The sequence below is a fragment of the uncultured Methylibium sp. genome, assembly GCF_902826655.1.
Classification (GTDB): Bacteria; Pseudomonadota; Gammaproteobacteria; order Burkholderiales; family Burkholderiaceae_C; genus Methylibium.
Genome location: NZ_CADEFR010000021.1, coordinates 18868 through 32896 on the forward strand (window position 1 = coordinate 18868; position 14029 = coordinate 32896).

Annotated in this window: 18 protein-coding genes; 13 read left to right on the forward strand and 5 right to left on the reverse strand. The window is 72.2% G+C overall.

The window, feature by feature from the left end; translation table 11 throughout:
• Nucleotides 1-9 precede the first annotated feature (9 nt).
• Genes QZV97_RS10750 through QZV97_RS10765 form a run of 4 tightly spaced genes read left to right on the forward strand, consistent with a single transcriptional unit; the run spans nucleotide 10 to nucleotide 3316 of the window.
• A complete protein-coding gene (locus tag QZV97_RS10750; protein ID WP_295641777.1) occupies nucleotides 10-894 on the forward strand; it encodes a branched-chain amino acid ABC transporter permease in 885 nt (294 codons plus the stop codon).
• Nucleotides 887-1861 carry a branched-chain amino acid ABC transporter permease gene (locus tag QZV97_RS10755; RefSeq protein ID WP_295641778.1) on the forward strand — a complete coding sequence of 325 codons (975 nt, stop codon included), beginning with the start codon at nucleotides 887-889 and terminating at the stop codon, nucleotides 1859-1861. Before QZV97_RS10750 ends, QZV97_RS10755 begins: the two co-directional genes overlap by 8 nt.
• On the forward strand, nucleotides 1858-2616 hold the full coding sequence (locus QZV97_RS10760; protein ID WP_295641779.1) for an ABC transporter ATP-binding protein: 759 nt from the start codon (nucleotides 1858-1860) through the stop codon (nucleotides 2614-2616). Before QZV97_RS10755 ends, QZV97_RS10760 begins: the two co-directional genes overlap by 4 nt.
• On the forward strand, nucleotides 2609-3316 hold the full coding sequence (locus tag QZV97_RS10765; protein WP_295641780.1) for an ABC transporter ATP-binding protein: 708 nt from the start codon (nucleotides 2609-2611) through the stop codon (nucleotides 3314-3316). Before QZV97_RS10760 ends, QZV97_RS10765 begins: the two co-directional genes overlap by 8 nt.
• A 22-nt stretch (nucleotides 3317-3338) precedes the next feature.
• On the opposite strand, the gene QZV97_RS10770 is transcribed toward QZV97_RS10765, so the two are convergent.
• The 5 genes from QZV97_RS10770 to flgA all read right to left on the reverse strand — a co-directional run bounded on the left by QZV97_RS10770 (nucleotide 3339) and on the right by flgA (nucleotide 6541).
• Nucleotides 3339-3827, reverse strand: a complete 489-nt coding sequence (locus tag QZV97_RS10770; RefSeq protein WP_295641781.1) for an anthrone oxygenase family protein — start codon at nucleotides 3825-3827, stop codon at nucleotides 3339-3341.
• Nucleotides 3828-3840: 13 nt separating this feature from the next.
• Nucleotides 3841-4917, reverse strand: coding sequence for a lipid A deacylase LpxR family protein (locus QZV97_RS10775; protein ID WP_295641782.1), 1077 nt, complete (start codon nucleotides 4915-4917; stop codon nucleotides 3841-3843).
• Nucleotides 4918-5020: 103 nt separating this feature from the next.
• Nucleotides 5021-5407 carry a hypothetical protein gene (locus QZV97_RS10780; RefSeq protein WP_295641783.1) on the reverse strand — a complete coding sequence of 129 codons (387 nt, stop codon included), beginning with the start codon at nucleotides 5405-5407 and terminating at the stop codon, nucleotides 5021-5023.
• Between the two features lie 26 nt (nucleotides 5408-5433).
• Nucleotides 5434-5736 (reverse strand): flagellar biosynthesis anti-sigma factor FlgM, encoded by a 303-nt coding sequence (flgM, locus tag QZV97_RS10785; protein ID WP_295641784.1) that lies wholly within the window; start codon nucleotides 5734-5736, stop codon nucleotides 5434-5436.
• A gap of 109 nt (nucleotides 5737-5845) precedes the next feature.
• Nucleotides 5846-6541 (reverse strand): flagellar basal body P-ring formation chaperone FlgA, encoded by a 696-nt coding sequence (gene flgA / locus QZV97_RS10790; protein WP_295641785.1) that lies wholly within the window; start codon nucleotides 6539-6541, stop codon nucleotides 5846-5848.
• Nucleotides 6542-6688: 147 nt separating this feature from the next.
• Between flgA and flgB the strand changes: the two genes are divergently transcribed.
• From flgB to QZV97_RS10835, 9 genes are read left to right on the forward strand one after another with little or no spacing between them, the layout of a single operon-like run.
• Nucleotides 6689-7093 (forward strand): flagellar basal body rod protein FlgB, encoded by a 405-nt coding sequence (flgB, locus tag QZV97_RS10795; protein ID WP_295641786.1) that lies wholly within the window; start codon nucleotides 6689-6691, stop codon nucleotides 7091-7093.
• A gap of 11 nt (nucleotides 7094-7104) precedes the next feature.
• Nucleotides 7105-7524, forward strand: a complete 420-nt coding sequence (flgC, locus tag QZV97_RS10800) for a flagellar basal body rod protein FlgC (RefSeq protein WP_295641787.1) — start codon at nucleotides 7105-7107, stop codon at nucleotides 7522-7524.
• Between the two features lie 25 nt (nucleotides 7525-7549).
• The gene (locus QZV97_RS10805) at nucleotides 7550-8203 is read left to right on the forward strand and encodes a flagellar hook capping FlgD N-terminal domain-containing protein (RefSeq protein ID WP_295641788.1); all 654 of its coding nucleotides are present in this window, start codon (nucleotides 7550-7552) and stop codon (nucleotides 8201-8203) included.
• Nucleotides 8204-8229: 26 nt separating this feature from the next.
• Nucleotides 8230-9498 (forward strand): flagellar hook protein FlgE, encoded by a 1269-nt coding sequence (gene flgE, locus QZV97_RS10810; RefSeq protein ID WP_295641789.1) that lies wholly within the window; start codon nucleotides 8230-8232, stop codon nucleotides 9496-9498.
• A 21-nt stretch (nucleotides 9499-9519) separates the two neighbouring features.
• Complete coding sequence (locus QZV97_RS10815) at nucleotides 9520-9654, forward strand: hypothetical protein (RefSeq protein WP_295641790.1); 135 nt, start codon at nucleotides 9520-9522, stop codon at nucleotides 9652-9654.
• Between the two features lie 9 nt (nucleotides 9655-9663).
• Entirely contained in the window at nucleotides 9664-10392 is a 729-nt protein-coding gene (flgF, locus tag QZV97_RS10820) for a flagellar basal-body rod protein FlgF (RefSeq protein ID WP_295641791.1), read from the forward strand.
• Nucleotides 10393-10396: 4 nt separating this feature from the next.
• Nucleotides 10397-12448, forward strand: coding sequence for a diguanylate cyclase (locus tag QZV97_RS10825; RefSeq protein ID WP_295641792.1), 2052 nt, complete (start codon nucleotides 10397-10399; stop codon nucleotides 12446-12448).
• 58 nt (nucleotides 12449-12506) lie between these two features.
• Complete coding sequence (locus QZV97_RS10830; RefSeq protein WP_295641793.1) at nucleotides 12507-13079, forward strand: GNAT family protein; 573 nt, start codon at nucleotides 12507-12509, stop codon at nucleotides 13077-13079.
• Complete coding sequence (locus QZV97_RS10835; protein WP_295641794.1) at nucleotides 13076-13957, forward strand: patatin-like phospholipase family protein; 882 nt, start codon at nucleotides 13076-13078, stop codon at nucleotides 13955-13957. The genes QZV97_RS10830 and QZV97_RS10835 overlap by 4 nt, the downstream gene beginning before the upstream one ends.
• The last annotated feature ends 72 nt before the right edge of the window (nucleotides 13958-14029 follow it).

The following is a 14029-nucleotide window of genomic DNA, read 5'->3' on the forward strand; positions in this document are numbered from 1 at the left end:
CGCATCGCCATGCTGGACTGGCTGCAGTTCGTCCTCGCGCCGCAGGTCGTCAACGGCCTGTCGATCGGCGTCGCGGTGGTGCTGATGGCGCTCGGGCTGACGATCATCTTCGGCCTGCTCGACGTCATCAACATGGCCCACGGCGAGTTCTATGCCGTCGGCGCCTACGCCGCCGTGGCGCTGGTCGGCATCGGCCTGTCGTTCTGGTGGGCGCTGCTGCTGACGCCGCTGCTGATGGCGGTGGTCGGCTACGCGACCGAGCGCGCGCTGATCCAGCGCGTGTTCCACACCAAGGACCGCCACACGCTGACGCTGCTGCTGACCTTCGGCCTCGCCATCATCCTGGAGGACGCGCTGAAGATCGTGTTCGGCGCCAACCCGCTGCGCCTGGAGGCTCCGATCTCCGGCGCGACCGAGATGTTCGGCCTGTTCTTCCCGAACTACCGGCTGTTCCTGATGGCGCTCGGCGGCGCGGTGATCGCCGCGGTGTGGCTCGTCGTCTTTCGCACCCGCCTGGGCGCGATGGTGCGGGCCGCCGCCTTCGACCGCCACATGGCGGCCTCGCTGGGCGTGCCGGTCAAGGCGGTCTATGCCGGCACCTTCGCCTTCGGCGTCGCGCTGGCCGGGCTGTCGGGTGTGCTGCTGGCGCCGATCTACTCGGTGTTCCCGACCATGGGCCGTGACTTCGTGCTGATCGCCTTCAGCGTCGTGATCATCGGCGGCATGGGTTCGATCAAGGGCGCGGTGATCGCCGGCCTGCTGCTGACCCAGGTGCAGTCGATCTCCAGCCTCTACATCTCGCCGGTGTGGAGCGATCCGCTGCTGTTCGGGATCATGGTGCTGGTGCTGATGTGGCGCCCGCAGGGCCTGTTCGGGAAGCTCGGTCATGCATAAGCCGCTGCGCTGGCTCGCCTTCGGATTCTTCGGCATCGCGCTGGCCTTCGCGGCCGTCGCCAGCCTGAAGGGCGACGTCTTCTTCTTCCGCCTCGCGACCGAGGCGCTGATCTTCGGCGGCCTGGCGCTGTCGGTGGACCTGCTGCTCGGCCGCACCGGCCTGCTGCCGCTGGGCCAGGCGCTGTTCTTCGGCTTCGGCGCCTACGTGTCGGCGCTGGTGCTGAAGGCCGGCGCGCCGTCCTTCTGGCTGGTGCTGGGCGTGGTGCTGGTCACCGGCAGCGTGGTCGGCCTGGTCGGCGGGCTGATCGCGATCCGCGCCAAGGGCGTGTACTTCGCGCTGATCAGCTTCGGCCTCGCCCAGGTGGTCGCCAAGGTCGTGTTCAACACGCGCGAGCTCGGCGCCTCCGACGGCATCATCGGCGTGCCGGTGCCGCAGATCGCGTTCGGGCTGTTCACCGTCGACGCCGGCCACGCGGGCGCCTTCTTCCTGCTGGTGCTGGGCTTCATCGCGCTGATCTACGCCGGCCTGGCCTACCTGATGGACACGCCCTTCGGCCGCCAGCTCGACGCGATCCGCACCAACGAGCACCGCGTCGCCTTCCTCGGCGCCGACCCCTGGCGCTACAAGCTCGCGGCCTTCGTGATCGCGGCCGACATCGCGGCGCTGTCGGGGGCGCTGTACCCGATGCTGCGCGGCTTCGTGTCGCCGGAGCTGATGTTCTTCCAGGTCTCGGGCAACGCGATCATCAACGTCATCGTCGGCGGCACCGGCACGCTGATCGGGCCGCTGTACGGCTCGGCCATCCTGACGGTGCTGAAGTCGGTGGTCGGTTCCTACACCGCCCACCACCAGATCGCGATCGGGGTGCTGTTCATGGTGTCGGTGATCTTCTTCCCCAAGGGCCTGATCGGCTACGTCGCGCCGGCCCTGCAGCGGCGCTTCGGCCGCCGGGAGGCACGGCGATGAGCCCCGGCCCCATCCTCTCGGTGCGCGGACTGTCGGTGCGCTTCGGCGCGCTGCGCGCCGTCGACGACGTCAGCTTCGACGCGCAGCGCGGCCACATCACCGCGGTCATCGGCCCCAACGGCGCCGGCAAGAGCAGCCTGTTCAACCTGATCAGCGGCGCGATCCGGCCGAGCGCCGGCCGCGTCGAGTTCGACGGCCGCGACGTCACCGGCGCACGCCCCGACCGCATGCTGGCCCACGGCCTGGCGCGCTCCTTCCAGATCACCAACCTGTTCTTCGAGCTGCCGGTGCGCGAGAACCTGCGCCTCGCGGCGCAGTTCCTGTGCGGCGGTCGCGGCCTGCTGCGGCCGGTCGCGGCCAGCCGCGTCGCGCTGCAGCGCGTCGACGAGCTGATCGAGCGCTTCCGCCTGCAGGCCCAGGCCGACGCGCTGGCCGGCACGCTGTCGCACGGCGAGCAGCGCCGGCTGGAGATCGCGGTCGCGCTCGCGGCGCGGCCGCGCATGCTGCTGCTCGACGAGCCGACCCAGGGCATGAGCCATGCCGACACCCAGGAGACCGAGGCCATGATCCGCAGCCTCGCCGGCGACCAGCTGAGCATCCTGCTGGTCGAGCACGACGTGGACCTCGTGATGAACCTGTCGGACCACGTCGTCGTGATGCACCAGGGCGCCAAGCTGGCCGAAGGCCCGCCGCAGCAGGTGCGGGCCGACGCCGCCGTGCAGGCCGCCTACTTCGGAGACGCCGCCCATGCTTGAACTCCAGGGCGTGCACGTCCACTACGGCCTCAGCCACGTGCTGCAGGGCGTGGACCTGAAGGTCGGCGCCGGCGAGGTGGTCGGCCTGTTCGGTCGCAACGGCGTCGGCAAGACCACGGTGATGAAGACCATCGCCGGCTGGCTCGCACCCAGCCGCGGACGCGTCGTGCTCGACGGCCAGGACATCGGCGGCGCGGCCTCCGACGCGATCTGCCGTCGCGGCGTCGGCTTCGTGCCCGAGGACCGGCGCATCTTCCCCGGCCTCACGGTCGAGGAGAACCTGGCGCTCGGCTTCATGCAGGTGCCGCGGCGCAGCGGCGTCGAATCCAGGCGCAAGCTCGACGCGAGCTTCCAGCGCTTTCCGCGCCTCGCCGAGCGGCGGCGCCAGCTCGGCACCACGCTGTCCGGCGGCGAGCAGCAGATGCTCGCGATGGCGCGCGTGCTGGTCGGTGAGCCGCGCCTGCTGCTGATCGACGAGCCGACCGAAGGCCTGGCGCCGAAGATCGTCGACGAGATCTTCGACATCATGCAGGGCCTGGCCCGCGAGGGCATCCCGATCGTGCTGGTCGAGCAGAACGTGCGGCGCGCCCTCGATCTGGCGACGCGCTTCTACGCGCTGGAACGCGGCCAGGTGGTGCTGGAAGGCCGCGGCACCGACGCCGACGACCGGCGGGCGCTGTTCGCGGCGATCACGGTCTGACGCGCCAGCGGGCGCCGGCCGTTCAAGCGGCCAGCGCCAAGCCGAAGGCCGCGGCCGCCGCCAGCGAGGCCCCCGTGCGAACGTGGTTCCACGCCGTCCAGGTGCGCAGGTAGTCGGTCCACAGCGCCTCGGCGCCGCGGCTGCCGGGGGTGATGCGCGCCAGCGCCTCGTTGCGCGGCACGTTGCAGGCCATCGTCACGCCCAGGCAACCGGCGAGGTACATCACGCCGCCCGCGGCGAGCCAGGCGGCGCGGGGCGTGCCCCACTGCATCCAGGCCGCGGCCAGCGCCAGCAGGCTCAGCAAGGCGGTGCCCAGGAACACGCCCAGGAACCACGGGTTCAGCACCACCACGTTGACGGACTGCATGGCCGCGATGCCCTGCCCGGCCGGCAGGCGGCCCAGCGCCTTCATCACGAAGGCCGAGAAGGCGAAGAACACGCCGGCGATCAGGCCGCTGCCGAGCGCAGCCGCCAGCGTGAGGGCAAGGATCCAGGCGGGGTCGAGGTTCAAGTCGGACGAGGACTCAGTTCGTGGCGCAGACGAGGCGCAGCTCGCCGTAGCTATGGTAGCCGTCGTCACGCGCCTGGCCGGGCACGCTGAACTCGGGCGTGCGGCGCTTGACGCGGTACTCGAGGCGGTAGCGCTCGCGGATCTGGACCGAGAAGCCCAGCGTCATCATCAGGTTCGACCGCTTCAGCTCGATCTGCGGCTGCGGCTCGCCGTAGGTGCGGCCGGTGACGAAGTGGTTGTAGGCCACCGCCGACCACTGCGCCTGCAGGAACAGCGTCGTCGGCCAGCCGAGCAGAGGCAGCTTCAGCGGGCTGGCCGCGCGCTCGCTGAAGTCGGCCGCCAGGTAGTCGCCCTCGTCGGGCGCGCCGAAGACGCGGTCGCGTTCGCCGGCCACCAGGGTCAGGCCCAGCGCGCCGAGCGTCTTGACGGTGCCGAGCGTGGCGCGGGCGTGACCGTGCACACCGGCCCAGTTCGGCAGGAAGCCCAGGTCCGCGTCGGTCAGCCGGTGGGTCACCATGTACGAGGCCTGCAGGCCCAGCCGCGGCCGCAGCTGGTTGCGCCAGCCGGCCGGGTCGTCGTCCTTGATGATCTTGTGGAAGCCGCGCTGCACCTGCTCGGCCATCGAGGCCGGGCCGACCACGCCGAGCTTGACCTCGACGCTGCGATGGCGCGGCCCGTCGAACAGCGACAGCCCGGTGCCGGCGAACAGCCAGCCGCCCCAGGGCCGGTCGAACACTTGCTGGTCGACACGCTCGATGTCGGACGGCGTGTAGATGTTCTGCCCGAAGAACAGCGTCGTCGTCGGCCCCTCGGTGTCGGCCAGCAGGCCGAACTGGCGACGCCCCAGTTCCAGCGCCGCGGCCAGCAGGGCCGGCGGCTTGTCGCGCTGGTAGCTGCGGGCGTAGAGCAGGCCGTTCGTGTACCAGCGGTCGGTGTGGACCTTGGTGCGGCCGAGGTAGTCGTTCTCGATCGCGAAGAAGCTCCCTTGCAGCCGCGAGTCGCCGGTCGGCTCGGGAGCCGCGAGGGCGGCGATCGACGGCAGGCCGGCGACGCCGCCGGCCAGGATCAGCCGCGCGAGTGCGTGCTTCATGGCGAACCTCCCTGTCCTGCGTGGGCAGTCAGTGTGGTCCGCGCACCGCGCGCGGCGCATCCTTCGGTATGGGGAGATCGCGCCGGCAGGCGGCGCGGCCGGCTCAGGCCTTGAGCAGCCCGCTGTGGACCGCGTGCGCGGCACCGCCACGCGCGTTGTAGACCGGGGCCTCGCGCGGGATCAGCACGTCGATCGCGCGGTCGAGCGCGGCGGTCGCGCGCGCCAGCGTGTCGCGCTGCAGCGCCACCTGGCTGCTGGCCTGCGCCAGGCGCTGGCGCAGCGCCGGCGGCACCGGGCCGTGATGACGCTTGAAGTGGTCGAGCGCCGAGCCGAGTGCACGTTGCAGTTCGGCCGCCGCGGTGTCGACGCCGCGGCTGTCGCGCGACAGCAGGGCCTGGGCCAGGCCGGCGAGCCGCTGCTCGACGTCGGCGACCGCAGGTTCGAGCCGGTCGGCCACCAGGGCCGGGGCATCCAGGGGAAGCAGGACCATGAGGGGATCTCGGGGCCGGCGGCGCGTCAGCGCCTGGCCGCGTCCAGCAGTTCCTGGGCGTTGGCGATCAGCTTGTCGGCGATCGCCTCGGGGTCGACCTTGAAGCTGCCGTCGGCGATGGCCTGCTTGATGCGCTCGACCTTGGCCGCGTCGAACTCGGCGCTGCTGCCTTCGGCCATCAGGCCGGCGGCGGCGCTCGACAGCTTGACGCTGCTGCCATCCGCCGACTGCGCGCTCTTCGCCTTGGCGGCGACGGCGCCGGTCTCGGCGCTGGTGCGTGCCAGCAGGGCGGCGTCCGCCGCGGGGCTCGAGGTGTGACCGATCTTCATGACGGGCTCCTGCAGTCCGGGGCAACAGGCTCCGGACGTTCCAATATGTCAGCGGTATCGACGGCCTGTGGGCGAACTTGAGCGCCTTTTTTGTAACAGGCGTGCGCGTTCACAGCTTGAGCTCCACGCGCCGTTCCGCGACGGCCGTGCCGGTGACGATGCGGCCGCTGTCGGTGCGCACGCGCACCGCGCTGCCTTCCAGGCCGGCCGTCAGGGCCTGGCCTTCGCCGTGGACCGCGAAGCCGGGGCCGACGGCCACGAGCTTCACCGTCTCGCCGGCAGCGAACCATTGGCGGGCCCGCAGCTGGCCCTGGCGCAGGCTCTCGCCGGCGCCGAGCGTGCGGGTCAGGGTGCGGCCGATCGCCTCGTCGGCGTCGACGACGGCCGGCGCGCTGTCGGCCGCCAGGTCGATCTCGGCGAGCTTCAGGTCGGCCGCGGCGATCACGCTGCCGGCCGGCAGTGCCATGGCGGCGACCAGCGCACGGCCGTAGACCTTGACGGTGATCGGCAGGTAGACGTTCCAGCGCGTCGTGCCCTGCAGGCAGCGCAGGCCGACGCGGGTCTTGCCCCAGGGCTTGAAGCCGGGCGGCAGATAGCTCTCGACCTGCTGGCAGGGCGCAAGCCTGAGCCGCGGATCCAGCGACCCGGCCTCGACCTCGACGCGCAGGCCGGCCGCCGGCCGGGCGCTCTTCAGCGCCAGCGCGACGGCGTCCTGCGCGAGCGGATCGCGCGCGCCTTCGGCATGCGCCGCGCCGGCCACGCAGGCCAGCGCGAGCAGCGCAGGAAGGACGGATAGCGTCTTCATGATGAGGAGCCACTGTAAAGAGCCGACCGCGCCGCGGCGGCGGGAATTGACCGCGGAAGGGCCTGCTATTCCCGCTAATGTTCCCGGGGTCCGGGTCCAAGAATGCCAGCCATCGCCACCAGAGCGTGGCCCTCGTCACGGCACAGCATGTTGGACCGACTCACGAACGCGCTGAACTTCCAGACCCAGGCCCTGGTCCTGCGGTCGGAACGCCAGCGCCTGATCGCCAGCAACATCGCCAACGCCGACACGCCGGGCTACGTGGCCCGCGACATGGATTTCGCCAGCGCGCTGAAGGAAGCGACCGGCGCCAGCACCCCCGGCAATGCGCTATCGGCCACCCAGGCCGGGCACTTGAGCCCGGCGGCCGGCGCCCGCAGCGAGGCCGGCCTGAAGTACGCGACGCCGAGCCAGACCAACCTGGACCGCAACACCGTCGACATGGACCGCGAGCGCGCGGCCTTCGCCGACAACGCGGTGCACTACGAGGCCACGCTGCGCTTCATCAACGGCAGCGTGCGCACGATGCTCAGCGCCATCACCGGGCAGTAAGGAGAGCGTTCATGTCGATGTTGAACATCTTCAGAGTCAGCGGCAGCGCGGTCAGCGCGCAGAGCCAGCGGCTCAACGTCGTCGCCTCCAACCTGGCCAATGCCGACACCGTGGCCGGCCCCGACGGCCAGGCCTACAAGGCGCGCCAGGTCGTGTTCCAGACCCTGCCCTTCAACGCCCCGGGCGAGGCTGCCGGCAGCGCCGCCGGCGTGCAGGTCACCCAGGTCGCCGAGGACCAGAGCGCCGGCCGCCGCGTGCTCGACCCCAAGCACCCGCAGGCCGACGCCGACGGCTACGTGACCTACAGCAACGTCAACGCGGTCGAGGAGATGGTCAACATGATCTCGGCCTCGCGTTCGTACCAGAACAACATCGAGGTGATGAACACCGCGAAGAGCCTGCTGCTGAAGACGCTGCAGATGGGCCAGTGACGCCCCGCCCCGAACCGAGACCGCCATGGCCACCTCTTCCGTGAATCAACTGTCGTCCGGCACGCTGGACGCGCTCAACGGCGTCACCGCCACCAAGAAGGACGACGGCTCCGAGCGCTTCCTCAAGCTGCTGGTCACGCAGATGAAGAACCAGGACCCGCTGAACCCGATGGACAACGCCCAGGTCACGAGCCAGATCGCGCAGATCAACACCGTGACCGGCATCGACAAGCTCAACGACACCGTCAAGTCGCTGTCCAGCCAGATGCTGTCGTCGCAGGCGCTGCAGGGCGCGGCCCTGGTCGGCCGCACGGTCCTGATGGAAGGCAGCCGCCTGAACTTCGACGAGACCGGCAAGTCCGCCGGCGGCTTCGAGCTGACCAGCGCGGCCGACAGCGTCAAGGTCGAGATCCTGTCGCCGGCCGGCCGCGTGCTGGACACGGTCGACGTCGGGGCCTCGTCGAGCGGCCGCAACGGCTTCGAGTGGCAGGCGCCCGCCGGCACCAGCACCGACGGCATCACCTTCCGCGTCGTCGCCAAGTCGGGCAGCACGGCCCTGACCGCGACGCCGCTCACCACCGACCTGGTCAAGGCCGTCGCCACCGGCGGCGACACGCTGACCCTCGAGCTGCTGTACGGCGGCTCGGTCCCTTACACCCAGATCAAGGCGTTCTCCTGACCGCCGCCCCCGAAGAGGAAATCACCATGAGCTTCCAGCAAGGTCTGTCCGGTCTCAACGCGGCGAGCAAGAACCTCGAGATCATCGGCAACAACGTCGCCAACGCCGCCACCTACGGCGCCAAGAGCTCGCGCGCCGAGTTCGCCGACGTGTACGCGAACGCGCTCAACGGGTCGGGCTCCAACACGGTCGGCATCGGCGTCAACCTCGCCGCGGTGGCCCAGCAGTTCACGCAGGGCAACATCTCGACGACCGACAACCCGATGGACCTGTCGATCAACGGCAGCGGCTTCTTCCAGGTGAGCGACGGGCGCAACCCGACGATGTACACCCGCAACGGCCAGTTCAAGATCGACCGCGACGGCTTCATCGTCAACAACCAGCGCCAGCAGCTGCTGGGCTACCCGGCCGACTCGCAGGGCACCATCGTCCCCGGCCAGGCGCAGGCGATCCAGCTGCCGACCGCCGGCATCAACCCGCGCGCCACCGACGAGATCGCCATCGAGATGAACCTCGACGTGCGCTCGGCCGTGACGCTGCCCACCGCGCCGGCCGCCCGCATCGACCTGACGGACCCGACGACCTACAACAACGCGACCTCGGTCACCGTCTACGACGCGACCGGCCAGGACGTCGCGCTGACCTACTACTTCCAGAAGACCGCGGCCGACACCTGGGACGTCTACGTCACCGCCAACGGCGCGCCGGTCAGCGTCGACGGCGCGGGCGTGCCGACGCCGACCACGACGATGCAGTTCGCGACCAACGGCAGTGCGCCGCTGTCGCCGGCCGGCCCGGTCACGCTCAACATCCCGGCCACCACGGGCACGAGCGGCGGCACCACGCTGCCGATCGCCGGCATCCAGCTCGACCTGACCAACGCCACGCAGTACGGCGCCGGCTTCGGCGTGACCGACCTGACCCAGACCGGCTACGCGCCAGGCCAGCTGTCGGGCATCTCGATCGAGGGCAACGGCATCATCATGGCGCGCTACAGCAACGGCCAGTCGCGGCCGGCGGGCCAGATCGAGCTGGCCAACTTCCGCAACCCGCAGGGCCTGCAGCCGCTGGGCGGCAACGCCTGGGCCCGCACCTACACCTCGGGCGACCCGGTGGTCGGCGCGGCCGGCGACGGCAACTTCGGTTCGCTGCAATCGGGCGCGCTGGAGGAGAGCAACATCGACCTGACCGGCGAGCTGGTGAACATGATCACCGCGCAGCGCACCTACCAGGCCAACGCGCAGACCATCAAGACGCAGGACCAGGTCCTGCAGACGCTGGTCAACCTGCGCTGACGCGACGATCGGCCCGACGCCATGAAGAAGATCCGCGTCCAGCGCTTCGCCGCCGCGCACCGGCTGGCGGGACGCTTCGCGGCCGCCTTCCTCCAGGTCCGCCCGCGCGCGCGCCATCCGGCGCTGCCGCGTGCGATGGCCGTGTCCGTGCACTAGGAGTCCGCGATGGATCGCATGATCTACCTGTCGATGTCGGGCGCGAAGGCGACCATGCAGCGCCAGGACGTGCTGGCCAACAACCTGGCCAATGCCTCGACCACCGGCTTCCGTGCCGAGCTGCAGGCCTTCCGCGCCGTGCCGGTGCGCGGCGACGGCGCGTCGACGCGCGCCTACGCGCTCGAGACCACCACCGGCTACGACCCCAGCGCCGGCCCCATCAGCGCGACCGGCCGCCCGCTCGACGTCGCGATGAGCGGCAACGCCTGGCTGGCCGTGCAGGGCCTGGACGGCACCGAGGCCTACACCCGCATGGGCTCGCTGCAGACCGATGCCGAGGGCCAGCTGATGACCAGCGGCGGCACCACCGTGCTGGGCGACGGCGGCCCGATCACCATCCCCGCGAACACCACGCCCAGCATCGCGCCCGACGGCACGGTCAGCGTGCGCCAGGCCAACGGCAGCATCACGCCGGTCGGCCGGCTCAAGATGGTCACGCCCGAGGCGCCGCTGCAGCGTGGCGACGACGGCCTGTTCCGCGCCGCCGCCGGCGACCTGCCGGCCGACCCGACCGCGCGACTGCAGGACGGCGCCCTCGAAGGCAGCAACGTCAACCCGATCGAGAACATGGTGGCGATGATCGCCGCCGCGCGCCAGTTCGAGGCGCAGATGAAGATGCTGCAGACCGCGGAGTCCGACGAGAAGGCCGCAGCCTCGCTGCTGTCGCTGAACGGCTGAAATCGTGGGGCGGGACCGCATCGACCGCTGGTGGGCGAGACGCCTGCGCATCGACCGCGGCTCGCTGAAGCTGCGCATCACCCTCGGCGGCATCGCCGCGCTGCTGCTGGGCATCGGCCTGATCGCGCTGCTGCTGGTGCAGCGCGCCGAACGCGACACGCTGCGCGCCGAGCGCCAGCGCGAGCTGAGCGAGTCGGTGCGCATGGCCACGATCCTGTCGCGCCGGGCGGTGTCGCTGCAGCGCGCGCTGCGCTCGGTGGCCACGCAGCTCGACCCCGCCACCGTCGCCGACCCCGAGGCGCTGGCGCGCTTCCTGGTGGGCAAGCCGATCATCGGCGACATGTTCTCCGGGCTGTTCGTCGCCGACCCCGACGGCCGCGTGCTGGTCCGGGTCGACGGCACGACCGCGCAGCGCCCCGCGCTGCACATCGGCGACCGCCCCTACTTCCGCCGCACGATCGACGAAGGCCGCGCGCTCATCTCCGAGCCGCTGCCCGGCCGCATCACCGGCGAGCCCATCATCGTCTTCACCCAGCCGGTGACCCACGCGGCCGGCACCTACGCCGTGATCGGCGGCGCGCTGCGCCTGGCCCAGCGCGACCTGCTGTCCGACCTGGTCGAGCCGCAGGACGGCGACACGCAGTCGCTGCTGATCGTCACCGACGCCGGCGGGCGCGTGCTGGCGCACCCGCAGCGCGAGCGCCTGCTCAAGCACCTGGTCGAGGAGCCGCGCCTGCACGAGGCCTTCGCGGCCTGGGTGGACGCCGGCCAGGCCGTCGAGCCCGCGGGCATGACGCTGCCGCAGTCCGGCGAGGTCGTGACCGTCGCCGGCGTGCCGGGCCCCGACTGGATGGTCTGGCGCGTGCGGCGCGAGGCCGAACTGCTGGCGCCGCTGCAGTCGGCGCGCCGCGAAGCCCTGATCGCCGCGGCCGCGCTGGTCGGCGTGATGTCCTTGCTGCTGCTCGGCCTGCTGCACCTGCTGCTGCGGCCGCTGAGCCAGCTCGCGCGGCGTGCGCAGCACCTGTTCGACGGCTCGCTCGCGGCCGACGCCGGCTGGCCGCAGGCCCGCGGCGAGATCGGCCACCTGGCGCGCGTGCTGCGCCGGGTCGGCACCGAGCGGGTGCAGCTCGAGGCGATGAACAGTGAGGTGCTGCGCAAGCTGGCCTCGGTGATGAGCGCGGCGCCGCTGGGCATCGCCTTCACCCGCGACGGCCGCTTCGAGCTGGTCAGCGACGAGTTCTGCCGCCTGCTGCTGCAGCCGCGCAACGCGCTGCTGGGCCAGTCGACCGCGATGATCTATGCCGACCCGCTGGCGCGCGAGACGCTCGGCCCGCAGGTGCGCGAGGCCTTCCAGGCCGGCCGCCCCTACGACGGCGAGTGGCTGATGCGGCGCGCCGACGGCTCGGCGTTCTGGGCCAACCTGCGCGGCAGTCCGGTCGACCCGCACGACCCCGCCGCCGGCACCATCTGGACCCTGGCCGACATCAGCGCCCAGCGCAGCGAGCGCCAGCAGCTCGAATGGTCGGCCCGCCACGACGCGCTGACCGGCCTGGCCAACCGCAGCGTGCTCGAGGCGCGGGCGGCGCGGCTGATCGCGGCGGCGCCGATGTCGATGCCCGCCGCGCTGGTGTGCATCGACCTCGACCGCTTCAAGCCCATCAACGACAGCGCCGGCCATGCCGCCGGCGACGCGATGCTGCGCGCCGTGGGCGAGGCGATGGCCTCGCAGGTGCGCGCCTCGGACCTGGTGGTGCGCCTCGGCGGCGACGAGTTCGCGCTGCTGCTGGAGCGCTGCAGCCCGGCGACGGCGCTGCGCATCGCCGAGGACGTGCGCGCCGCGATCGCCGGCATCGTGCTGGTCTGGGAGGGTCGCCCGCTGAGCGTCGGCGCCAGCCTGGGCGTGGCCGGGCTCGACGCGAAGATGCCCGACCTGGCCGCCTGGATCGAGGCCGCCGACGCCGCCTGCTACGCCGCCAAGGCGGCCGGCCGCGACGCGGTGCGGACGGCGCCCGGCCCGAACTGGGCCTCCACGACGACGGTCGCGACGCTGGTCTGAACCTGCATGTCCGGATCCCGGGCCGCCTTGCGTGGTACCGGGTTCAGGGAGACATGCCATGAACACTCACCACCACTGGACGGCGCCCGACGGCACCGCCCTGCTGATGCGGCCCCTGTGCCTGCGCGACGCGCCGGCACTGGACGCCCTCTTCGCCAGCCTGCCGGACCACGACCGCCGCAGCCGCTTCCACGGCGCGATCAAGGGACTGTCGCCCGCGTGGCTGCAGCGCCTGACCCGGGTCGACCCGCACCACCTGGCGCTCGGCGTCACCCTGCCGGGTGCCGGCGGCGATGCGCTGATCGCCGAGGCGCGCTGGGCCATCGACGACAGCGGCAACGCCGCCGAGCTGGCGCTGACGGTCGATCCGGCCTGGCGCCGCCACGGCATCGGCCAGCGCTGCGTGCGCGCGCTGCTGCAGTCGGCCGCCGAGTCCGGCCTGCGCTGGCTCTACGGCCGCGTGCTGATCGACAACGCGGCGATGCTGGTGCTGCTGCAGCGCGCGGGCTTCCGCTGCCGCGTCAGCCGCAGCGAGCAGTCGCTGGTCATCGCCGAGCGCGCCCTCGAGGCCGCCGAGCCGACGGGGCTCTGGCCGGCGCGGCGCATGCCGGGCCTGGGGCTGCAGCTGTGAGGCCGGCCCACCCCGCGCCGGCCCGGCCACGGCTCGCCCTGGTGCTGGGCAGCGGCGGCGTGCGCAGCATCGCCGGCGTCGGCATCAACGACGTGCTGTGGCGCGCCGGCCTCCGCCCCGACCTCGTCGTCGGCTGCAGCTCGGGCGCGGTGTTCGGCGCCACCATCGCCGCCGGCATGGCCAGCGACGAGGCGCTGCGCGCCGCCACCTCGCTGTGGTCGGCCGAGCTGACCGAGCAGCGCCGCTGGCGCGCCTACGCGCAGCTGGTGGCGCCGCGGCTGGCGGGCTTCGACGCCGGCTTCGCGATGCGCGACGACCACCTGATCGCCGAGCGCATCCGCCGCGCCTTCGGCAGCGCCCGGCTCGAGGACCTGCCGATCGCGCTGCGCGTCGTCGCGACCGAGGCCGCCAGCGGCCAGCCGGTGGTGCTGAGCCGCGGCCGCGTGGCCGACGCGCTGCGTGCCAGCGTCGCCGTGCCCTTCATCTTCCCGAGCGTCGAGATCGACGGCCGCCGCCTCGTCGACGGCGTGGTCTCGGACCCGCTGCCGGTGTCGGCCGCGGCCGACGCGCAGGTGGTCGTCACGCTGGGCCTGCGCGGCACGATGCCGCGCCGCATCGACCGGGTCTCGCGCCTGGTCGCGCAGGCCACCACGGCGATGATCAACAACCTGATGGACGCGCGCGTCGCCGCGGCCCGCGCGACCGGCCACCGCATGGTCCACATCGAGCTCGAGATCGACCGCCGCGTCGGCCTGTGGGAGACCGGCGCCATGCCCTACCTCTACGAGGCCGGCCGGCGCGCGGCGGCGCAGCAGCTGCCGCGCATCCTGGCCCTGCTGGACGATGCCGGCGACGCCGCCGAGCGCAGCGCCGCATGAGCCGCCTCGCCGTTCGGGCGGCCGGACGAGGCCGCGCCGACCTCGGCCGTGCCAGGCGCGGCCCGCCGCGGT